This is a genomic window from Mesorhizobium salmacidum (SeqCode), from assembly GCF_037179605.1.
GTDB classification, from domain to species: domain Bacteria; phylum Pseudomonadota; class Alphaproteobacteria; order Rhizobiales; family Rhizobiaceae; genus Mesorhizobium; species Mesorhizobium salmacidum.
The window spans coordinates 255,262-275,682 of sequence record NZ_JAPYKS010000004.1 but is presented as its reverse complement, the minus strand read 5'-3'; the positions used below and the strand labels follow the sequence as shown (position 1 = coordinate 275,682).

Below are 20,421 nucleotides of genomic sequence, written 5' to 3'. Positions count from 1 at the left end.
GGCCAAAACTTGCGCTAAGGCTGCCACGGATTGTTGCACGGTATTGCCATGGGTTTTCCGACCATCCTCACCTGGCTCGCCTTCCCTGTCTATGTCTGGCAGGGATTGGGCGTGCGCCGCCGCACCTCGCGCATGCTGCCGGCGCAAGGCCCGGTCATGCACGATCTCGCTGGCAACGAGCCGGCGATCTCGCTGCTGGTGCTGGGTGATTCCTCCGCCGCGTCGGTCGGCATCGGCAATTCCGAAAACGGCCTTGCCGCGCAGCTTGCCGTCATGATTGCGCAGCGCACCGGCAGCGCTGTGCGCTGGCGTGCCGCCGGCTTCAATTCGGCGACGTCGGGCCAGATCCGCGACCACGTCCTGCCCAATTTGTCGGCCGATGCGTGGACGCATATCGTGCTTGCCATCGGCACCAACGACACCAAGAATTTTCATTCCGCACCGCGTTTCAAGAGAGAGTTCGGCGGCCTGCTCTATGCATTGCGCGCCAAATGGCCGGAGGCGCGCGTGGTATGGTCGCCGGTGCTGGAGTTCACGCGTGCGCCGGCCATGCCGTCGCTGCTCGGCAAGATCCTCGAGATCCGCGCCACCGCGATGAACCGGATGGGCGAACGGCTCTGCCTGGAACGCGGCGCGGTGCCGGCGCCGCGCCTGCCGATCACCAATCCCGAGGCCGGCTTTGCCTCCGACGGGTTTCATGCCTCGGAGGCCGGTTACCGGGCCTGGGCAGAACATCTCGTCGGCCCAGTGCTTGCGGACTGAAGCCGACGGCAGGTGTCGCGAGGGCCTATGTCAAATGCCCGAGCACGGCCGCCAGCGAAATTGCCGCCATGGCAAGCAATGCCAATTTCCAGAAATCGCCGCGACGTCTGAGCCCGGGCCAACCGAGCGGCTTGATGATCTGAATCACCATGAACCCGACAATGACAAGGGCGAGGAGTTTCGTCATGTAGCCTTTGACCAGCAACGCTGGCACCTGTCAAAGCGGTTCGTTCCGTCTCGGGGAAAGAAAAGGCGCCACGATCCCGAACCGGAACGCGGCGCCCGCCTTGACCGCGCAGCGATCTATTTCAGCGGCTTGAGGCCGGCCTCGATCGAGGCGCGTTTTGCCTCCAGGAACGGCGGCAGGGCAAGGCTTTCGCCGAGCGTCTCCAGCGGCTCATCGGCGGTGAACCCCGGCCCGTCGGTGGCGATCTCGAACAGGATGCCGTTCGGCTCGCGGAAATAGAGCGAGCGGAAGTAGTAGCGCTCGACCTCGCCGCTCGACGGCAGCCGGAATTCGGCCAGGCGCGCCGTCCATTGATGCAACGTCTCCTGGTCCGGCGCCCTGAAGGCGACGTGGTGAACCGCACCGGCGCCTTGGCTTGCGGGCGCCAGCCCAGGCTGCACGGCCACATGAAGCTCCGCCGCCGGCCCGCTCGCGCCCATCTCGAAGACGTGGACCTGGCCCTCGCCGTCCGGCGAGGCATAATCACGCGCCTTGCGCATGTTCATCACCTCGGTCAGCACCGCCTCGGTGTTGGTGATGTCGGGGACACTGATCACGATCGGCCCGAGCCCACGGATCTGATGCTCGGCCGGCACCGGGCTTTGCACCCAGGGACGGCTGCCGCCCTCGCCGCCATCGCTGACGAGCCGCAAGCGCTGGCCTTCGGGGTCCTCGAAATCCAGGCTGGGGTAACCGCCGATATCGGCAATCTCTCCTGTCGCGATGCCTTCGCTGGCAAGGTGCTGCTTCCACCAGGCAAGGCTCTCCCGGCTGCCGACCCTGAGGCTGGTCCGCGCGATGCTGCGCGTGCCACGCCGTTCGCGGCCGACCGGCCAGTCGAAGAAGGTGAGGTCGGTACCCGGCGTTGCCTCGCCGTCGGCATAAAAGAGATGGTAGGCCGACGTATCGTCCTGGTTCACCGTTTTCTTGACCAGCCGGAGCCCCAGCACCTTCGTGTAGAAATGAAGATTGCCGGGCGCATTGGCGGTGATGGCGGTCAGATGGTGAATTCCTGTCAGTTGCAAGCTCATGGTCGTCTCCCTGTTTTTGGGGGAAGAATTTTCTCCTTTCATATCAGAACTCCGGTCACCTCGCTGAAGGCCGCCTATCCCGACAGTTCGTCACCAGGCGATGAACAATACGGCCCCGACTAGCCTGATCCTGGTGAACGATCCGCAGCCGCATGACCTGTCACGGCAAGAACGGAACTGTCGTCGCACGACCTGCCATCCTCCTGACAGACTGCTGTCAGCAGGGGTGTGCGATACTGTCTCCAGTTAGAGAGAGGAGATTGGTCATGAACGGTTTTACCATTCTGCGCGGCATGCAGCATTATGTCGGCAAGATCCGCACGATGCGCAACGAGATCCGGACCCAGCGGTTCATGAATGCGCTGCCCGCCGACATTCGCAAGGATATCGGCTGGCCCGACATGTATGCCGAGCGTCGCCATCACGGCAATTGAGACGAAATTTTCAACGCAGCAGTTGGAGGCTGGCGCGTCAGCACCCAGATATTAGGTCCGGCGCGCGAGGGATGGAGCGAGCTTATGCCCGATCGGAAGACAATCGGCTTTCTGTTCATCGAGGGTTTTGCCGACTGGGAATATGGGCTGCTGGCGGCGTCGGCGGTCGAATGGTTCGGCGCTCGCGCCGTCTCGGTTACGCCCGGAGGCAAGCCGGTGACCGGAATCAGCGGTTTTCGGCTGACACCAGACCGGTCGGCCAGCGTCGATGAGAATACCGATCTCGATGCCGTGGCCGTCATCGGTTCCGACCAGTGGGCGGGCAAGGCGCCGCCGGATATATCCGAACTGCTGGCGGCCGTCGCCAGGCGCGGCGGTGTCGTTGGCGGGATTTGCGCCGGGACGCTTGCGCTGGCTCGAGCCGGCATGTTCGAGAATGCCAGGCATACCAGCAATGGCCGTGACTGGATCAAGCACCACGAGACCGGCTATGCCGGCGAGGGCAATTATCAGGATGTGCCTTATGCCGTGGCCGACGGCAGGATCGTGTCCGCGCCGGGTTCGGCGCACGGCACTTTCGCCCTTGCCTTTCTGCAGACGCTTTACCCGGAAAAAGGCGGCGATCTCGCACAGATGCGGACGCTCTTCGCCAAGGAGTATGCTGAAGCCTCCTGACAGTATGCTGTCAGGAGGCGCGTGCGATGGTGGGATGATGCGCATGGCCGGCCGAGAGGACGATCAATGAAGAACTGGAACGACAGGCTGAATACGCCTGGCATCAGCGGCGTGAAGCCCGCGCCGTGCACGGTGGGCGACGTTGTCGAAGGCCAGCCGATGCTGGTGCCGACCGCGCGCCAGGTCGATGATTTCATCCGCTCTATCCCTGAAGGCGTCGGGATGGACGTTCGTGCGCTACGCACGGCGCTTGCCATCGAGCACGGCGCCGAAGTGACATGCCCGGTCACCATAGGCTATCATCTGCGCACGGTCGCCGAGGCGGCCAAGGAGGATTTCGAGCGCGGCATGACGCTCCGCGACATCGCTCCCTTCTGGCGCGTGCTCGATGCGAAGACGCCGACAACGAGGAAACTGTCCTTCGGCGCGGAATTTGTTGCCGCGCAGCGCAAGCGCGAAGGGCTGAAACCGTAATGCTGCATGTCACGTGGAAGTGGATCCGGTCCGGGAGCCACGGCATGCATGGGAAGAACACTGGGGAAGCAAACGATGCGCCGCGCCGACAGGCTCTTTCAGATCGTGCAGCATCTGCGTGGTGGCCGTCTGGTCACCGCCCAGAAGCTAGGCACATGGCTCGAGGTTTCCGAGCGAACCATCTATCGCGACATAGCCGACCTGCAGTCGACGGGCGTGCCGATCGATGGCGAGGCCGGCGTGGGCTACATGATGAGGGAGGGTTTCGACCTTCCGCCGCTGATGTTCACGCGTGACGAGATCGTGGCGCTGGTTGCCGGCGCCCGCATGGTTCGCGCCTTTGGCGGGGCTGCCATGGCGCGGGCCGCCGACGAAGCGCTGGTCAAGATCGGTGCCGTGCTGCCCGATGCCGAAAAGGACCGCATCGCCCGCACCGAGATCCACACGCCGATGTGGGTCGTCAGCGACGCAGCCCGCGAGGCGATCGACCTGATCGAACGCGCGGTCGAAAAGCGCCAGGTGCTGACCATCGAGTACTCCGACGAAGCCGGCCGCGGCACCGCGCGCGATATCAGGCCGCTCGGCCTGTGGTTCTGGGGCAAGGTGTGGACGCTGGTCGCCTGGTGCGAGATGCGCGACGATTTCCGCGCCTTCCGCATCGATCGCATCGCCTCGGTGGTCATCGCAGGGCGCATCTTCAAGCCGGAACGCGGCAAGCAGCTTGCCGATTTCTACCGGGCGGTGGAGCGCAGCGAGGATTACGGCATGGCGCCGGACCGCGCGGCGCGAAGCTGACGGTTTCTTCCTTCTCCCCTTGTGGGAGAAGGGGGATCGGCGCGCAGCGCCGAGACGGTTGAGGGGTGTTCCAGCGGAGTGAGGCGTCGGCGTTCCCTGGAACACCCCTCATCCGACCGAGCTTCGCTCGGCCACCTTCTCCCACAAGGGGAGAAGGAAGAGCCGACGCCTATTCCTCGTCGTCCGTGTCGGTATCCTTCGACTTCAGCGCCGACAGCTTGGCGAACACGGCGTTGGCATCGAGCTCCGCATCCTCGTCCTTCGGCTTCTCCGGCGCCGGCACCAGCCGCTCGGTCAAGGCCGCCGGCAGCAGCGTGTCACCGACCGGTTGCGCCTGCTCGCGGCCACGCGAGGCGCGGTTGACTTCCATGTCGAGGTCGATCTGCGAGGCTAGACCCAGCGTCACCGGGTCCATCGGCTGAAGGTTGGCCGAATTCCAGTGCTTGCGTTCGCGGATTTGCTCGATCGTCGACTTGGTGGTGCCGACGAGACGCGAAATCTGTGCGTCCTTGAGTTCGGGATGGTTGCGCACCAGCCACAGGATGGCGTTCGGCCGATCCTGGCGCTTCGACAGCGGTGTGTAGCGCGGACCCTTGCGCTTGGATTCCGGCACCCGGACCTTGGGGTCGGAAAGCTTCAGGCGCTGGTTCGGGTCTTTCTCGGCGCGCGCGATCTCGTCGCGGGTCAGCTGTCCGGTCATGATCGGGTCCATGCCCTTGATGCCTTGCGCCGATTCGCCGTCGGCGATCGCCTTGACCTCGAGCGGATGCAGCCCGCAGAACTGCGCGATCTGCTCGAAGGAAAGCGCGGTATTGTCGACCAGCCAGACGGCGGTCGCCTTGGGCATCAGCAGCGTATTGGCCATATGCAAAATCCTTCTCGTTCGCCCGCGTTCCCGCGCGGGCGGTGGTTTAGAGCCACCAAAATGGGAAATTCGCGGTGTGTATAACCGTTCCCTGCCTGTTTCGCAATGTTTTTGGAGAAGCTCACCGGAAACCGCGAACTGGCAGGCGCGATTTGCCTCCGCCGCTATTCTGCCCCCAAAAGACAAAACCCGCCGGACAGGGTCCAGCGGGTTTGGAACCGGCGACGACAAGCGTCTACATCGGCTCTGCATTGCGACCCCTGCCTTGCAGCGGGGCCGCGCTTGCAATCAGATCGCCTGGCGGGCGATCCTCTCAATGTCGGCACGGTTGATGCCGAGGTCGCTCAGCTGACGTGCATTGAGGCGGTTCAGTTCACGAACGGTCTCGTTGTACATGCGCCAGTTACGGAAAGCGCGGATCGGGTTCATGGTAGTCCTCCTGAATTGGGTTCGTTTCGATGATGCTCAAATAGTGATCATCGAGCAGGACTTGAACGGCCGATTTTGCATAGCAATGATGCAAATGCTGCATTGCACCATTAAGCTTCTGTTCATCTTGTAAGCAAGGGCGCGCACCGGGGACGTGTCGCGATTGAGGTGATGCCGGTTTAACCGACGTCGAGCACGATCTTGCCGATATGATCGCCCTCCTCCATCCGCTCGTGCGCGCGCCAGGCGTCGGTGAGCGGATAGATCATGTCCATGACGGGCGCCACCTTGCGCGTGCCCAGCAGAGGCCAGATCTGCGCCTCCAGCGCCGCCGCGATCGCAGCCTTGAATTCGACGCTGCGCGGCCTCAGCGTCGAACCCGTATGGGTCAGCCGCTTGACCATGACCTTGGAAAAGTCGGCACTCGCCACCGCGCCGGCCTGGACGGCGATCTGCACGATGCGGCCCTCGACAGCGGCGGCCTCGTAGTTTCGCTGGATATAATCGCCACCGACCATGTCGAGGATGACGTTGGCGCCCCGGCCTTCGGTCGCCTCTTTGACTGCGGCGACGAAATCCTGCTCGCGGTAATTGATCGCGCGGTCGGCACCGAGCTTCAGGCAGGCGTCGCATTTCTCCTGGGATCCGGCGGTGGTGATGACATAGGCGCCGAAGGCCGAGGCGAGCTGGATCGCCGTGGTGCCGATGCCGGACGAGCCGCCATGGACGAGCAGTGTCTCACCCTTCTTCAGCCCGCCGCGCTCGAACACATTGTGCCAGACGGTGAAGTAGTTCTCCGGCACCGCCGCCGCTTCCGTGTGGGTGAAACCCGCCGGCAGCGGCAGAACGCTGCCTGCATGAACCCTAGCATATTCGGCATAGCCGCCGCCGGGCGTGAGCGCGCAGACCCGGTCGCCGATGCGCCAGCGCGATATCTCGTCGCCAAGAGCGGCCACTTCTCCCGACACCTCGAGGCCCGGCAGGTCCGATGCGCCGGGCGGTGGCGGATAGGCGCCCTTGCGCTGCTGGACATCGGGCCGGTTGACACCGGCGGCATGGACCTTGATCAGGATTTCTCCGGGGCCGGGCAGCGGCACGTCGCGCGTTTCCGGCTTCAACACCCGGGGGCCGCCCGGCTCCGAGATCGCGATCGCCGTCATCCGTGCCGGAATTTTCTGTCCGCTCGCCATGAAGTTTCCCGTCTTTCCTCGCCGCACTCTTGCCGGCTGTTTGCATCGACACCCCTGCCCTATGTATGCTCATTGCCAAATCAGGCAAATGGCCAATCTGGTCTGGCGGAGGAGGAGCAACGATGGCGATCTTCGACGACGAACCCAAAAAGAAGGCGCGCCCGCACGAGATCGGGCAGGACCTGTCGCTGCTTTCCGTCGGTGAACTGTCCGAGCGCATCGGCATCCTGCGCGACGAGATCGCCCGGCTGGAGGCCGAACTCAAGACCAAGGACAACACCAAGTCGGCCGCCGAGGCGCTGTTCCGTCGCGGATAATTCGCTGAGGTAATCGTCCGCCGCCGAAAAGCCCGAATGCGACTGTCTTCAAACCTGCGTCCCTCCCAGTGCAGCCGGATCAAAAAATGCTCGCAGCCTACAGACCGATCCTTTCCCTGCTTCGCGGCACCGCCTTCCTTCTGGCGGCATCGGGACTGCACGGGCTGCTGTTGCCTCTGCGCGGCCAGGTGGAAGGATTCTCGACCGCGTCGCTTGGCCTGATGGGCACGGCCTGGGCCGGCGGCTTCGTCACCGGCTGTTTCTTTGCGCCGCGCATCGTGCGCCGCGCCGGACATGTGCGCGCCTTCGGCGCCTTTGCGGCGTCCGGCGCCATCGTGGCGCTGCTGACGGGCCTTGTCATCGACGAGTATGTCTGGATCCTGCTACGGGCCTTCACCGGTTTTACCATGGCCGGCGCCTTCATGGTCATCGAGAGCTGGCTGAACGAGAAGGCCACCAACGAGAACCGCGGCACCGTCTTCGGCCTCTACATGATGGTCACCTATGCCTCGATCATGGGCGGACAGATGATCGTCGCCGGCGGTGACGTGAAATCGGCGTCGCTGTTCATGATCACGGGCATCCTGTTCTGCCTGTCGCTCATTCCGACCGCGGTCTCGACGGCCTCGCATCCGAAGCCGCTGCAGGACGTCAAGCTCGACGTCAGGGGACTCTACGCCAACTCTCCGGTGTCGGCGATTGCCTGCCTTTTGATCGGCATCGCCAATGGCGCCTGGGGCACGCTTGGCGCGGTTTACGGAGCCCGCATCGGCATCCCTACTGCCGAGATCGCCTTGATGATGAGCCTTGTGGTCGTCGCCGGTGCCGCCATGCAGCTTCCGGCCGGGCGCCTCTCCGACAAGACCGACCGGCGTTTCGTGCTGGCGGGTGCCGCTTTCGGCGCGGCGCTGTTTGCGCTTCTCATCTTCCTGTTCGAGCCGCGCTCCGCAGTCTTCGTCCTCGTCTTCACCGCCGCCTACGGCGCTTTCGCCTACACGCTCTATTCGATTGCCGTGGCGCATGCCAACGACCACGCGCGCTCCGAGGATTTCGTCAAGGTATCGGGCGGCCTGCTGCTGCTTTACGGCTTCGGCACCATGATCGGGCCTTTGCTGGCGGCGGCCCTGATGGGCTGGATGCGCCCGGAGGGCCTGTTCCTGGCGACCGCCTTGGCGCATCTGTCCCTGGCTGGCTACACGCTGCTGCGCATCAGCCGCCGCGCTCCGGTGCCTATCGAGGATCGCGATGCCTTCAAGACGCAGCCGGCCGACCGTTCGGTGACCCCCGAAGCATTGCGGCTTGACCCGAGAAGAAAAGCAGAAGCAAACAGTTGAGATTTGAAAAACTTTGCCTCACAAATGAGGCATGATGTTTTCCGACGCCTTCATGGCGATCGCCGACCCCAATCGGCGCCATCTTCTGGAAGAACTTCGACGCGGTCCGAAGACCGTCAACGAATTGGCGGCCGGGCTGCCGGTCTCCCGTCCGGCCGTGTCACAGCATCTGAAAGTGTTGCTCGATGCCGGACTGGTCAACGCCAAGGCTGAAGGCACGAGGCGTGTCTATACGGTGAGCAATGCCGGCTTCCTGAGACTCAACATCTGGCTCGATCAATTCTGGGAAGCCTGATTATTTCTAGTGCATGTCGCGCAAAAGTGATCTCGGTTTTGCGACAACGACATGCATCGGGCAAAGACCTGAGGCGCGTCGCAAGTTTCCTTTCGACGCGACGCGCTTTAGCCGCGGTACCCGCCCTGTCTAGCTCTCGGCCAGGAGGGGCCGCGTGACAGCCGGTCGACCATCCGCCGTCGCGCCGGATCGGCGAGGGCCTGAAACATCAGGTCGAGCTGGGCGGGATCATGCAGCATCGCGATCAGCCGTTGTTGTAGGGGAAGAGCTTGAAATAGGGCTGCGCCTCCTCGATCACCCTGATGAAGGCGGCGCGCTGCAGCAGGCGGTCGTGATAGCGCTTCACGGCGGGATATTTGTCGCCGAACGGTTCGACCTTGTTGGCGTAGAAGACCGCCGGAGACGCCGCGCAATCGGCCATGGTGAAGGCATCGCCCACAGCCCATTCTCTCGACCGCATCTCCTGTTCGATGATGGCGTAGGAATTGCGCAACTGGCCGCGCGCCTGCTCGACACCGAATGGATCGGTCTTGTCCTGCGGCCGCAACCTGTCGCCGACGATCTTCTGCATCGGCTCCTGCACATAGAAATCATAGAAGCGGTCAGCCTGGCGGACCGCCAGCGCCAGGTCGATGTCGGCGGGAACGAGGTCGACCGGTCCCGGATAGTGCGCGGCCAGATATTCCACGACAATGGTTGATTCCAGCACCGTACGGTCACGCGCGTCGTCGCGCAGCGCCGGCATCTTGCCGGTCGGCGAAACCTTCAGGAAGGCCGCGCGCGATTGCTCGTCGCCGAGATCGACAATGACCGGCGAAAAAGGCGTGGCGTTCTCGTAGAGGGCGATCAGCGGCTTCCAGCAGAAGGAGGCCAGCGGATGGAAATGCAGCGTCAGGGACATTCTTGTGCTCGTCTGTTTCTGCGGCAATACTGAATCATCTGCTTAACTATTTCGGTGAGCCTGCTCATCAAGGCTGACCCGCGAAGTCTCAGCTGGATCGGACGTGCGCGACGATGGCGGCTTCCATGTCAGGCCAGTCGTCCGGATGCAGTTCGTGACCGCCGCCTTCGACGCGAAGGAATTTCGCGCCGGCAACAGCTTGGGCCAGGGCCTCGCCATGCTCGACCGGAAAGATCGGATCCGACGTGCCGTGGATGACCAGCAATGGCGCTTTCATCTCGTGCAGGCGACCCTTCCACTGATCCGTGCCCTTGAGCATGAAATGATTGGTGGCGCTCAGGAAGCCGCCGGACCTGATATAATCCCGTTCGATGAACGCTCTCATCCCCTCCTCATCGAACGGATGGGCAGTGCCGGCGATTGCCCGCGCATCCCTGACCATGAAATCGATGACCTGGCGGCGGTCCGCCCAATCGACTTTGGTCCCCTCGGCCGAATGCTCCAAATAGGCGTCGGTCGTCTGCGGCAAATGCGAAGTGTCGGTCCCCACGGGCGAACTGCTGATCACCGTCAGCGATGCGACACGGGAGGGGTGCTTGAGCGCGACGAGTTGTGCGATCATGCCACCCATCGACATGCCCGCGACATGCGCCTTGCCGATGCCGTGGCTGTCGAGAACGGCAATTGCGTCCTCGGCTATGTCGTCGAAAGTATAGGGCGGCTGTCCCGCCGGATATTTGGTCGACCGCCCGGTGTCGCGATTGTCGTAGCGGATCACGTATAGGCCGGCATCCGCCAGCTTCCGGCAAAACGCCTCCGGCCACCAAAGCATCGAGGCCATAGCGCCCATGATAAGCAGCAGTGCCGGATCCCCTGGATCGCCGAAGGTTTCGGATATGATCTCGGGACGGTCTTTGGTTGTCATCTCATGGCCTTCTCATCTGCTTGCATTTTGCAATCGGTTGCACGATAATGAAACCGATACGATAATGCAACCGGTTTTGTGGAGAAAATGGAATGACCCTCGATCGCCGGTCCGGCTGCCCGATCAACCTCTCGCTGGAGGTGTTCGGCGACCGCTGGAGCCTGATCATCCTGCGCGACATGATTTTTGGCGGCAGGCGCCATTTTCGTGAACTGCTTAACGGGTCGATGGAAGGCATTGCCTCCAACATCCTCGCCGACCGGTTGAAGCGGCTGATGGAACTCGGCATGCTGACCAAGGCGGACGATCCTTCGCACAAGCAGAAGGCGATCTACAGCCTGACCGAGATGGCCATCACGCTGGTGCCGATCCTGGCCCATCTCGGCGCCTGGGGCCGCGTCTGGCTGCCGACCAGCGAGGAACTTTCGATCCGCGCCGAACTCCTGGAAAAGGGCGGACCGCCAATGTGGGAGAAATTCATGGCCGAGTTGCGCCATGAGCACCTCGGCACACCCCTCGATACAGCGCCCGGCCCCTCTGTCCGCGCGACGCTGCGGGCCGCCTATGAAGCGGTCGTTGCCGAAAAGGCGCTCAACGCCAGCCCGGCCGGCTGATCAACTATTTTCCCCGTTGAAAGGCCGGCTCTGCTACAAGGGACGGAAATCACACGTGACCGGATTGGATAGACTCTTGGTTGAGAACTCTAGGGACACTGCCCGCGCGCGTGCCGATCTGCGCTTCAAGAAGCAGGAAGAGGCGGCGACGGTCCGTCAGAAGGCCATGGCCGAATACGTCGCCGAAAGCGACGCCCGCAAGGCCAAGACCGACAAGCTGCGAGCGCTGCGGCTCGCCAAGGAAGCCGAAGATCTAGCCAACACGCCTGCCGCCCCCGCCAAGAAGCCGGCCCGCGCCAAGAAAAAGTAACGCCCCGCCTTTCGCCAATTCCTCGCCTTGAATCGAGCGGTCGTGAGCCGTCGGACAGGCGTGCCTTGATCCCGCGGCTTCACAGGAAGCAATTTCAACCGAAACCGGGATTGCCTCGTCCGGCTGGCCGCCGATGATTGGGCTGTTCAACAGGAGATCGCCATGACCGCGCTGTCGCTCGAAAAGGCCGTCGAGATCATCAACACCGCTTTCGCCAGGGGCGCCGACCTCAAGCTCAAGCCGCTCGGCGTCTCGGTGCTCGACGCCGGCGGGCACCTGGTCGCCTTCCAGCGCCAGGACGGCGCTTCGTTCCTGCGCCCGCAAATGTCGGCCGGCAAGGCCTATGGCGCGCTGGCCATCGGCATGGGCTCGCGCAAGGTCGAGGCCTTCGCCAACGAACGTCCGCATCTGGTTGCCGGCATTTCCGACGTGTCGGGGGGACGCGTGCTGCCGGTCGTCGGCGGCGTGCTGATCCGCGACAAAGCCGGCGCCATCATCGGCGCCGTCGGTATTTCCGGCGATACGTCTGACAATGATGAGGCGGCCGCGATCGCCGGCATCGAAGCCGCCGGCTTCACCGCTGATCCGGGCTGAGCCTCAATTCAAATTGATGTCGCGACTGGCCGACCGCATCGACACCGCGAACCCGGCCAGCACGTCGAACAGCGCGATGATCATCAGCGTGAAGAAGATGGAGTGGGCGGCACCCTTCACCAGCAGGAACTCGACCAGGAAAGCGACGAAGACAAGCGTCGACAGGAGATGGTCCATGATCGAGGCCGTGGTCGTGCGCGCCGACTTCACCATTTCGAGGAACAGGAAGATCAGCCCGATCAGCACGATCAGGTCGCCGAGCGTCATCGAGAACACTCCGCCCGACATCATGCGGAACGAGAATATCTCGCTCGCCCACGGATCGTCGCCGCCGCCGAATATACCGAGCAGGCCGAGATTGTAGAGCACGAAAGGCACGATCAAAAGCGGGACGGCACCGAACATCTGGCGTCTCCATATGGGGGCACCTTCTGTAGAATGCTCCACAGGCACGGCGTCAAGATTTTTCGTGCACGGCCGCAAACACGGTCGAAGACCGGATGCAACAACCATGTCAGCCGTTTGCCCGGCCGACATGAAAAAACGAGAGACGAAAACTCGGCGCTTGAAGTAGCCGGCGCGCACGCCGCACCAAACGCAAAAAGACCAGCCTGAGGCCGGTCTTTTGCAACTCTAACCTTCGAAAAAAGCTGGGCTCAGCTTTCCTTGGGCGTCAGCACCTGGCGACCACGGTACATGCCGGTCTTCAGGTCGATGTGGTGCGGGCGGCGCATTTCGCCGGAATCCTTGTCCTCGACATAGGTCGGGGCCTTGAGGGCGTCGGCCGAGCGGCGCATGCCGCGCTTGGACGGAGAGGTTTTGCGTTTCGGAACGGCCATGGATATGCTCCACTACATGGTCAAAAGCCCCGCCCGCCCTCGTGAAAGGGCCATGTCGGGGCCTAAATCTGAGAAAGTCGGGTGCCTATACACGCCTGACACCGTTTTGGCCAGCACTGCGGTGAATCTTTTTTGTACCGGCTAGTCCAGACATCCGACATAAGCGTCTGAGCGCCCGGCGCGCCGCTCGATCAGGTTGGCAAGCCGTCTGAGGCCCGGTCCGGGTTTTGCCGGATTGCGGGCAATCGGGTTTGGCAGAGCGACGGCGAGAAGGGCCGCCTGCCGGCGCGACAACTGCTTTGCGGAAATGCCGAAATGGTGCTGCGCCGCCGCCTCGATGCCGTAGATGCCCGGCCCCCATTCGGCGATGTTGAGATAGATCTCCATGATGCGCCGTTTCGACATCACCGCGTCGAAATAGACGGCCAGCGGCAGTTCGACGACCTTGCGCACCGAGCCCAGCGGCCTTGACCAGAGGAAGAGGTTCTTCACCGTCTGCATGGTGATGGTCGAGGCGCCGCGTGTCGCCTCGCCGGCCAGCGCATCGTCGACGACGCCCCTGAGCTCGCCGAGATCGACGCCGCGGTGGAAACAGAACTGCCCATCCTCCGACATGATGACCGAATGGGCGAGCACGGGTGCCACGTCATCAATGGAAACCCAGCGCCGGTCGTAGCCGGAGAAGGTTGCAAGGTCCTTCAGCATCAACGTCGATACCGGGTGCACGAAGAACGGCAGGTAGAGAAAGGTCAGCACCACCGGGATAAGCGCCAGCACGGCGGCCACGACGATGCCACGCCGGACCCAGCGCCTGAGACTGCGACGGTTCACGCCTCGCGATCTCGTCGCCATGTCCAGCTTTTCGGTCTCATGATCGACGATCGGTTCCGCCAAGCCGCCCAACCCGTACTTCTCCTTGCTCCGGCATAATGGCGCTTGCCTTCTTGCGCAACGTCTGAGTGTCGGCTACCGGTCCCGGCCATGACGAATGAGGACGAAATGGCGTTCGAAATGGCGCTCATCAGGCGCGCGGCCGCCGCCGAGGTGATGCTGCGCCGGTTGCTCGACGACCGCCCGCTATCGGGCGAGATCGCGCGGCCCGATCGCCTGATGGCGGCGATGCGGCATGGCGTGCTGAACGGCGGCAAGCGCCTTCGCCCCTTCCTGCTCATGGAAAGTGCGGCACTGTTTTCCGCCGATGGTGAAGCGGCACTGCGCGTCGCGGCGGCACTCGAATGCGTGCATTGCTATTCGTTGATCCATGATGACCTGCCGGCAATGGACGATGATGACCTGCGCCGCGGCCAGCCGACCGTGCACAAAGCCTTTGACGAGGCCACCGCCATCCTGGCCGGCGACGCACTGCTGACGCTCGCCTTCGATATTCTCGCCGACGAAGCGACCGCGCTGCCGGCCGAGCGGCGGTGCGCGCTGGTGCTGGCGCTGGCCCGCGCCGCCGGGGCCGGTGGCATGGTCGGCGGCCAGAAGCTTGATCTCGAAGCCGAGCTGGTGCGACCGGACGAGGCCGGCATCATCCGGCTGCAGGCGATGAAGACCGGCGCGTTGATCCGCTTCGCCTGCGAGGCGGGTGCAATCCTGGCCGGCGCACAGTCGGATGACCGGGAAAGGCTGGCCGAGTTCGGGTCAGCGATCGGCCTTGCCTTCCAGCTCGCCGACGACCTGCTGGATCTGACGGCCGACGCCAGGCAGATGGGCAAGGCGACCGGCAAGGATGCCGCCGCGGGCAAGGGGACGCTGGTTGCCTTGCACGGCGCGGATTGGGCACGCAAGCAGCTCGACGGTCTTGTCGGCCAGGCGCACGCGCTGCTCGAACCCTATGGCGAAAAGGCGGCCCTGCTGAAGGCCGCCGCGACCTTCGTGGCAACCCGCAACAGCTGACGGAAGGCCCATATCGGGTTGCACATTGCACCTGTGGTTGTGCCAACGAAATCTTAATGTAAATGAAGCGTAATCCCAATTCTTAGAATGCGTATGTGTTGGGGTTGCGCATGCCGGAATATTCTTCTTTCATCCGGTCCGTCCGGATACGTTATCTTTCAGGATTGTTGATTTTCGCGCTGGCTTCGGCCGCCATCATGGGTGCGCTCAACCGCGTCAATTCCTTGCGCCATGAAATCGATGCGCTGAGCAGCAATCTCGTCGTTTTCACCCGCGACCTGCGCAATGCCACCAGCTTCGCCGAGACAACCAGTTCCGCCTGGCGGATCGAGACGCGCGATGCCCTGACGGCTTCGGCGCGCGATCATTCCGAGCGTCTGACCAGCGAGATCGAGGCACTGACCGCCCAGTTCGCGGCGATACGTCAGCGCCTGTCGGCCAAGACCGTCAACGAACTGGCAGCCGCTTCCGTCAACGGCGATCTGTTCTGGTCGCCGCGTGACATGGTTCGCAACTTCAATCTGATGTCGGTGGCGCAAAAGACCGATGAATGGAGCCCTCGCGAAATCCGCAACCAGAACGACCTGTTCGTTCAGCCCATGCTGGTGCGGGTCCGCACCGCGATGGACGAGGAACGCCATCTGGCGGACGCCTCCAGCGACCGGCTGCTTTTGTGGGCGAGCGGCCTGTTGTTCGCCGTCCTGGCGATTGTCGCCTTCTGGATCTTCCGGCCGATGGAACAGGCGATCCGCCGCGCTTTTGCCCAGTCGGCCGAATCCTTGTTCAAGGCCGAGGCGGCCGACCGCGCCAAGTCGGAATTCCTGGCCAATATGAGCCACGAGATCCGCACGCCGATGAACGGCGTGCTCGGCATGGCCGAATTGCTGGCCAAGACCGAGTTGAACCCGCGCCAGAAGACATTCACCGACGTTATCGTCAAATCAGGCAACGCGCTTCTCACCATCATCAACGACATTCTGGATTTCTCGAAGATCAATGCCGGGCAGCTGACGCTCGATCCTGCCCCCTTCCGCCTCTCGGAAGCGGTGGAGGATGTGGCGACACTTGTGTCGGCGCGCGTCGCCGAGAAGAACCTGGAACTTATCGTGCGCGTCGACCCCAGGCTGCCGGCCTATGTCGTCGGCGACGCCGGCCGCTTTCGGCAGATCGTCACCAACCTGGTCGGCAATGCGGTCAAATTCACCGAGAAGGGCCATGTGCTGATCGATGTCGGCGGTGAAACCGTCAACGACGTCGTCCAGCTCAAGCTGCGCGTCGAGGACACCGGCATCGGCATCCCGGCCGAGAAATTGCAGAACGTGTTCGAGAAGTTCGCCCAGGTCGATGGCTCCTCGACCCGTCGTCACGAAGGCACCGGCCTTGGGCTCGCCATCGCCGCCCGTCTCGTCGACCTGATGGCCGGCAAGATCGGCGTCGAGAGCGAGATCGGCCGCGGCTCCGTCTTCTGGTTCGCCGTGCCGCTGCCGGTCCACCGTGCCGAGGCGCGCGATGCTATCGTGCCGGTCGACGTCACCGGCGCGCGCGTTCTGGTCATCGACGACAATCCGGTCAACCGCGAGATCCTGCTCGAACAGCTCAGAAGCTGGAGCTTCGACTGCGCCGCCGCCGAAAGCGGCGCGGTAGGCCTCGCCTTCCTCGATCGCGCCTGCCAACTCGGCGCCAGCGTCGACTGTATCATCCTCGATTATCAGATGCCCGGCATGAACGGCGCCGATGTCGCCCGGGCCATCGCCGCCGACAGCCGGCTGTCCGCCATCCCGGTCGTTATCCTGACCTCGGTCGACCAGGTCGATTTCGGCAAGATGATCATCGACTTCGGCATATCGGCGCATCTGACCAAGCCGGCGCGGTCGGCGGTCCTGCTCGGCACGGTCATCTCGGTCATCCAGAAGGCGCGTTCGCAGGCCGGCAAGGCGCAGTTCATTCGCGAGCCGGTCCAACCGATGCCCCAGGCGGCTCCGCCGGCCTTCACGGTTATCCGTGGCCCGGCCGTACCGGTCGCGGCAGTGCCAGAATCGAATGCGGCGCCGAACAGCCCGATCGACATCCTCATCGCCGAGGACAATGACGTGAACCAGATGGTGTTCGGCCAAATCCTCAATGGGCTCGGCTTGAGCTACCGCATCGCCGGCAATGGCCGCACCGCGGTCGAGATGTACCGGTCGCTGCACCCGAGGCTGGTTCTGATGGACGTCTCGATGCCGGAAATGAACGGCTACGAGGCGACACGCGCCATCCGGGCGATCGAAGCTTCGTCGGGCGGTCACATCCCGATCGTCGGCGTCACCGCGCATGCGCTGAAGGGCGACCGCGACAAGTGCATCGAGGCCGGCATGGACGACTATCTGCCCAAGCCCGTTTCGCCCGATCGCCTCGGCGCCAAGATCGGCACCTGGCTCAGCGAGACGGTGGTGGCCAAGACGGCCTGACCATCCATCAACGCCTCAGACGGCTGCGTCCAGATGAAAGCGGCGCATCCAGTCCAGGCTTGTCTCGTCGGCGAGCTTGGCGACGCCGGGCCTGACATGCCGGGCATCCGGTGCCCGGACGCCCAGGGCTTCGCAGATGCGCAGCAGTGCCACGGCCGGCTCGGCGGCAAGGTGCTCATAGCCGATCCGCAATGGCGCTATGCCCTGTTGCGCGAACCATATGTTCCAGGCGCCATCATAAGCTTCCAACTCTTCGACCTCACCCTTGATGCGCTCGAAATCACAGTGAGGTTCCCTGGCAGGCCCTACCCTTTCGATTTCGGTTCCGTCGGGGGCGATATGCCAAAGACCGGTTTGCCGGGCTTTGACCAGGGAGACGGCCTGCGCGAGCTTGTTTTCGCGCGACAGGTGTATGTAGAGGACACGGCCAAAAGGCCTCTCGAAACGCGCTTTGTCCGACGCCAGCCCCGGAACAATCCGGTCGCGTATCGCTGAAAGCTCGCCCAGGTTCTCCCGCATCAGGCGCAAGCCGAAGATTTCCGTATCGCCCTTGCCGGCACCGATCGCCGCATTGAGATAGGCAAGCTGGAATTCAAGCTCGCCCATCGTGTCGCGAGCGGGCAGTCCCCAATCCTCGGCCCACTCCGACACATCCTGCCGCCGGTAGAAGGAGTGGGGATCGCCGGTCGTTCCGGTGGCCGCCAGCAGCTTGCACAGCAGGGTGCTGCCGGTTCTGGGCGTGCCGCAGATGATGTATCCGTCGAACATGGGCGCTCGCGATGACAGGGCTGCTGCCCAAGGAGAGATGGTGGCCGCCCTATAGCTGTAATTGTTGCTGGATGCGACGGGCGCCGTCTTCAGGCCTTTACCGGTTGCGCACCACCACGCAGGCGCCACCGACGCTTTGCAGTTTCTGGCAGATGACATTGGCCGCAGTTCGGTCGTCGATCCCGATCCTGACGGCGTAGATGCCGCGCCGGCCGATCGGCGTGCGCACCCGGCTCACCACCGGATCATGCCCGGCAAGCAGGGCCGAAAAACGGCCCCGCACCCTGAGCCATTGGCTGATCGCGGCGCTGCGGCGGAAATTGCCCGCCACCTGGACGCCCCATGGCTTGATGTTGATCGAGGCCATCGCCACCGTTCTCGACATGATCACCGGCAGCTTGCGGCAGGCGACCGCGAAATCCAGCTTGCCGTCGAGTGGCTCGACTTTTCCGGCATAGGCCCGGTCCGTGAACTTGTCGACCGGCTCGCCCATCACGTCGAAGACATAGCTTTCCGTCTCCATCGGCAGGAAGCCGCCGGAATTCAGCCAGCGCGACACCCGGCTCTCGCCGGCATTGTAGGCGGCGGCAGCCAGACCAAGATTGCCATAGCTGGTCTTCATTTCGGCGAGATATCTAGCCGACGCCGGGATCGCCTGGTTGATATCGAAGGAATTTTCCAGCCCCCGCATCTTGGCGGTGCCCGGCATGAACTGGGCGATGCCCTCGGCGCCGACCGGACTGACGGCATTGGGATCGAACCGGCTTTCCTTCCAGATCAGGCGGGCGAAGAAGTCCCGGGGCAGATCGTTCTGGTCGGCATGCGCCTGGATCAGGTTGCAGACCTTCTCGATCAGCCGCTGCTTGGCCGATTGCGGCGGGTCGGCCTGGGCAAGCGTCGACCAGGCCATGCCGCACAGGAAAATCAGCGCCGCCCAGGGGAAACGCCGCATCTGGCCTACTCTGCCGCGGCCTTGCCGCCCTGACCGAACCTCTGTTCGATATAGTCGGCGACCATTTTCTCGAAATCCGCCGCGATCGACGGCCCGCGCAGCGTCGCCGCTTTCTTGCCGTCGACGAAGACGGGCGCGGTCGGCGTCTCGCCGGTGCCGGGCAGCGAAATGCCGATATCGGCATGCTTGGACTCACCCGGGCCGTTGACGATGCATCCCATCACCGCGACCTTGAGGTTCTCGACGCCCGGGTATTTCTCACGCCACACCGGCATGTTCTTGCGCAGGTCCGCCTGGATGTTCTGCGCCAGTTCCTGGAACACGGTGGAGGTGGTGCGGCCGCAGCCGGGGCAGGCCGCGACGATCGGCACGAACTGCCGGAAGCCCATGGTCTGCAGCAGCTCCTGCGACACCTGCACCTCGCGGGTGCGGTCGCCGTTGGGCTCCGGCGTCAGCGAGATGCGGATGGTGTCGCCGATGCCTTGCTGCAGGAGGATGCCCATCGCGGCGGAAGAAGCAACGATGCCTTTGGAGCCCATGCCGGCTTCGGTGAGGCCGAGATGCAGCGCGTGAGTGGAACGGGTGGCGAGTTCGGTGTAGACGGCGATCAGGTCCTGCACGCCACTGACTTTGGCCGACAGGATGATTTTTTCGCGGCCAAGGCCAATCTCTTCGGCCATCTCGGCCGACAGGATCGCCGACTGCACGATCGCTTCTCGCGTGACTTCCTGCGCGGTCAGGGGGAAACCCTTGTCCTGGTTGTCGTCCATCAGCCGGGTCAACAGTTCCTGGTCGAGCGAGCCCCAGTTGACGCCGATGCGTACCGGCTTGTCGTGCTTGATCGCCATTTCGACGATATCGGTGAACTGCCGGTCCTTCTTGTCCTTGAAGCCGACATTGCCGGGATTGATGCGGTACTTGGCCAGCGCCACGGCGCACGCCGGATGGTCGGCCAAAAGCTTGTGGCCGATATAATGGAAGTCGCCAACCAGCGGCACATTGATGCCGAGCCGCAACAGGCGCTCGTGGATACGCGGCACGGCGGCCGCACTCTCGTCGCGGTCGACGGTGATGCGCACGATTTCGGAACCGGCGCGGTGCAGCGCCGCGACTTGCGCGACCGTCTGGTCGATATCGGCCGTGTCGGTATTGGTCATCGATTGCACGACGACGGGCGCGCCGCCGCCGACGACCACACCGCCGACATCGACGCCGACCGAGGTGCGGCGGGGGAAGGGAAAGGAAAAATATCCGGTCATGCCGGCAGCCTTTTGTCTCTGGAGCGCCATGCGTCTCTCTGGAGCGCTATGCGTCTCTCTGAAGCCCGTGCGTCCGCTTGGAC

The 20,421-nt window shown here is 63.5% G+C and carries 26 protein-coding genes; 13 read left to right on the top strand and 13 right to left on the bottom strand.

All coding sequences use genetic code 11. From position 1 onward, the window contains the following. The first annotated feature begins 48 nt into the window (after positions 1–48). Entirely contained in the window at positions 49–762 is a 714-nt protein-coding gene (locus tag O7A60_RS07755; RefSeq protein ID WP_337105746.1) for an SGNH/GDSL hydrolase family protein, read from the top strand. A gap of 25 nt (positions 763–787) precedes the next feature. Here the strand turns inward: O7A60_RS07755 and O7A60_RS07750 are convergent, their stop codons facing one another. Together O7A60_RS07750 and O7A60_RS07745 are read right to left on the bottom strand one after the other, a co-directional pair. Next, on the bottom strand, positions 788–967 hold the full coding sequence (locus O7A60_RS07750) for a hypothetical protein (RefSeq protein WP_210242231.1): 180 nt from the start codon (positions 965–967) through the stop codon (positions 788–790). Positions 968–1,065: 98 nt separating this feature from the next. Continuing rightward, positions 1,066–2,019 (bottom strand): ring-cleaving dioxygenase, encoded by a 954-nt coding sequence (locus tag O7A60_RS07745; RefSeq protein WP_337105745.1) that lies wholly within the window; start codon positions 2,017–2,019, stop codon positions 1,066–1,068. Between the two features lie 266 nt (positions 2,020–2,285). Between O7A60_RS07745 and O7A60_RS07740 the strand changes: the two genes are divergently transcribed. The 4 genes from O7A60_RS07740 to O7A60_RS07725 all read left to right on the top strand — a co-directional run bounded on the left by O7A60_RS07740 (position 2,286) and on the right by O7A60_RS07725 (position 4,397). Further along, a complete protein-coding gene (locus tag O7A60_RS07740; protein ID WP_015315361.1) occupies positions 2,286–2,453 on the top strand; it encodes a hypothetical protein in 168 nt (55 codons plus the stop codon). An 84-nt stretch (positions 2,454–2,537) separates the two neighbouring features. After that, positions 2,538–3,128 (top strand): DJ-1/PfpI family protein, encoded by a 591-nt coding sequence (locus O7A60_RS07735; RefSeq protein WP_337105744.1) that lies wholly within the window; start codon positions 2,538–2,540, stop codon positions 3,126–3,128. A 66-nt stretch (positions 3,129–3,194) separates the two neighbouring features. Continuing rightward, the gene (locus O7A60_RS07730) at positions 3,195–3,602 is read left to right on the top strand and encodes a hypothetical protein (RefSeq protein WP_337105742.1); all 408 of its coding nucleotides are present in this window, start codon (positions 3,195–3,197) and stop codon (positions 3,600–3,602) included. Positions 3,603–3,677: 75 nt separating this feature from the next. Next, complete coding sequence (locus O7A60_RS07725; RefSeq protein WP_337105740.1) at positions 3,678–4,397, top strand: helix-turn-helix transcriptional regulator; 720 nt, start codon at positions 3,678–3,680, stop codon at positions 4,395–4,397. Between the two features lie 169 nt (positions 4,398–4,566). Here the strand turns inward: O7A60_RS07725 and O7A60_RS07720 are convergent, their stop codons facing one another. The 3 genes from O7A60_RS07720 to O7A60_RS07710 form a co-directional block, all read right to left on the bottom strand. Beyond that, complete coding sequence (locus O7A60_RS07720) at positions 4,567–5,262, bottom strand: DUF1013 domain-containing protein (RefSeq protein WP_015315358.1); 696 nt, start codon at positions 5,260–5,262, stop codon at positions 4,567–4,569. Between the two features lie 288 nt (positions 5,263–5,550). Further along, positions 5,551–5,691: a DUF1127 domain-containing protein gene (locus O7A60_RS07715; RefSeq protein WP_064987068.1), complete on the bottom strand. Its 141-nt coding sequence runs from the start codon at positions 5,689–5,691 to the stop codon at positions 5,551–5,553. Positions 5,692–5,870: 179 nt separating this feature from the next. Beyond that, positions 5,871–6,881, bottom strand: coding sequence for an NAD(P)H-quinone oxidoreductase (locus tag O7A60_RS07710; protein ID WP_027141878.1), 1,011 nt, complete (start codon positions 6,879–6,881; stop codon positions 5,871–5,873). Positions 6,882–7,003: 122 nt separating this feature from the next. Here O7A60_RS07710 and O7A60_RS07705 point away from each other — a divergent pair, with 122 nt between their 5' ends. The 3 genes from O7A60_RS07705 (at position 7,004) to O7A60_RS07695 (ending at position 8,827) form a co-directional block, all read left to right on the top strand. Further along, positions 7,004–7,198, top strand: coding sequence for a DUF1192 domain-containing protein (locus O7A60_RS07705; protein ID WP_027141877.1), 195 nt, complete (start codon positions 7,004–7,006; stop codon positions 7,196–7,198). Positions 7,199–7,266: 68 nt separating this feature from the next. Continuing rightward, a complete protein-coding gene (locus tag O7A60_RS07700) occupies positions 7,267–8,532 on the top strand; it encodes an MFS transporter (protein WP_337105739.1) in 1,266 nt (421 codons plus the stop codon). A gap of 31 nt (positions 8,533–8,563) precedes the next feature. Then, on the top strand, positions 8,564–8,827 hold the full coding sequence (locus O7A60_RS07695; protein ID WP_010911936.1) for an ArsR/SmtB family transcription factor: 264 nt from the start codon (positions 8,564–8,566) through the stop codon (positions 8,825–8,827). A gap of 244 nt (positions 8,828–9,071) precedes the next feature. On the opposite strand, the gene O7A60_RS07685 is transcribed toward O7A60_RS07695, so the two are convergent. Then, positions 9,072–9,728, bottom strand: a complete 657-nt coding sequence (locus O7A60_RS07685; protein WP_337105738.1) for a glutathione S-transferase family protein — start codon at positions 9,726–9,728, stop codon at positions 9,072–9,074. An 88-nt stretch (positions 9,729–9,816) separates the two neighbouring features. Continuing rightward, complete coding sequence (locus O7A60_RS07680) at positions 9,817–10,653, bottom strand: alpha/beta fold hydrolase (RefSeq protein ID WP_337105737.1); 837 nt, start codon at positions 10,651–10,653, stop codon at positions 9,817–9,819. Positions 10,654–10,745: 92 nt separating this feature from the next. Between O7A60_RS07680 and O7A60_RS07675 the strand changes: the two genes are divergently transcribed. The 3 genes from O7A60_RS07675 to O7A60_RS07665 all read left to right on the top strand — a co-directional run bounded on the left by O7A60_RS07675 (position 10,746) and on the right by O7A60_RS07665 (position 12,171). Then, a complete protein-coding gene (locus tag O7A60_RS07675; protein ID WP_027141872.1) occupies positions 10,746–11,267 on the top strand; it encodes a winged helix-turn-helix transcriptional regulator in 522 nt (173 codons plus the stop codon). Positions 11,268–11,343: 76 nt separating this feature from the next. Then, positions 11,344–11,577 carry a hypothetical protein gene (locus O7A60_RS07670; protein ID WP_135863133.1) on the top strand — a complete coding sequence of 78 codons (234 nt, stop codon included), beginning with the start codon at positions 11,344–11,346 and terminating at the stop codon, positions 11,575–11,577. Between the two features lie 162 nt (positions 11,578–11,739). Continuing rightward, positions 11,740–12,171 carry a GlcG/HbpS family heme-binding protein gene (locus O7A60_RS07665; protein WP_337105736.1) on the top strand — a complete coding sequence of 144 codons (432 nt, stop codon included), beginning with the start codon at positions 11,740–11,742 and terminating at the stop codon, positions 12,169–12,171. Positions 12,172–12,174: 3 nt separating this feature from the next. On the opposite strand, the gene O7A60_RS07660 is transcribed toward O7A60_RS07665, so the two are convergent. The 3 genes from O7A60_RS07660 to O7A60_RS07650 form a co-directional block, all read right to left on the bottom strand. Further along, positions 12,175–12,576, bottom strand: coding sequence for a hypothetical protein (locus O7A60_RS07660; protein ID WP_027141869.1), 402 nt, complete (start codon positions 12,574–12,576; stop codon positions 12,175–12,177). 251 nt (positions 12,577–12,827) lie between these two features. After that, positions 12,828–13,010, bottom strand: a complete 183-nt coding sequence (gene rpmF, locus O7A60_RS07655; protein ID WP_337105735.1) for a 50S ribosomal protein L32 — start codon at positions 13,008–13,010, stop codon at positions 12,828–12,830. Positions 13,011–13,151: 141 nt separating this feature from the next. Next, the gene (locus tag O7A60_RS07650) at positions 13,152–13,913 is read right to left on the bottom strand and encodes a biosynthetic peptidoglycan transglycosylase (protein WP_337105734.1); all 762 of its coding nucleotides are present in this window, start codon (positions 13,911–13,913) and stop codon (positions 13,152–13,154) included. Positions 13,914–13,991: 78 nt separating this feature from the next. Between O7A60_RS07650 and O7A60_RS07645 the strand changes: the two genes are divergently transcribed. Together O7A60_RS07645 and O7A60_RS07640 are read left to right on the top strand one after the other, a co-directional pair. Then, entirely contained in the window at positions 13,992–14,909 is a 918-nt protein-coding gene (locus tag O7A60_RS07645) for a polyprenyl synthetase family protein (protein WP_415926803.1), read from the top strand. Positions 14,910–15,019: 110 nt separating this feature from the next. After that, positions 15,020–17,359 carry a response regulator gene (locus O7A60_RS07640; protein ID WP_337105733.1) on the top strand — a complete coding sequence of 780 codons (2,340 nt, stop codon included), beginning with the start codon at positions 15,020–15,022 and terminating at the stop codon, positions 17,357–17,359. A gap of 15 nt (positions 17,360–17,374) precedes the next feature. Here the strand turns inward: O7A60_RS07640 and O7A60_RS07635 are convergent, their stop codons facing one another. The 3 genes from O7A60_RS07635 to ispG form a co-directional block, all read right to left on the bottom strand. Further along, a complete protein-coding gene (locus tag O7A60_RS07635) occupies positions 17,375–18,127 on the bottom strand; it encodes a Stf0 family sulfotransferase (RefSeq protein ID WP_337105732.1) in 753 nt (250 codons plus the stop codon). 97 nt (positions 18,128–18,224) lie between these two features. Further along, entirely contained in the window at positions 18,225–19,079 is an 855-nt protein-coding gene (locus O7A60_RS07630) for a lytic transglycosylase domain-containing protein (protein ID WP_337105731.1), read from the bottom strand. 5 nt (positions 19,080–19,084) lie between these two features. Further along, on the bottom strand, positions 19,085–20,338 hold the full coding sequence (ispG, locus tag O7A60_RS07625) for a flavodoxin-dependent (E)-4-hydroxy-3-methylbut-2-enyl-diphosphate synthase (RefSeq protein ID WP_337105807.1): 1,254 nt from the start codon (positions 20,336–20,338) through the stop codon (positions 19,085–19,087). Positions 20,339–20,421 lie beyond the last annotated feature (83 nt).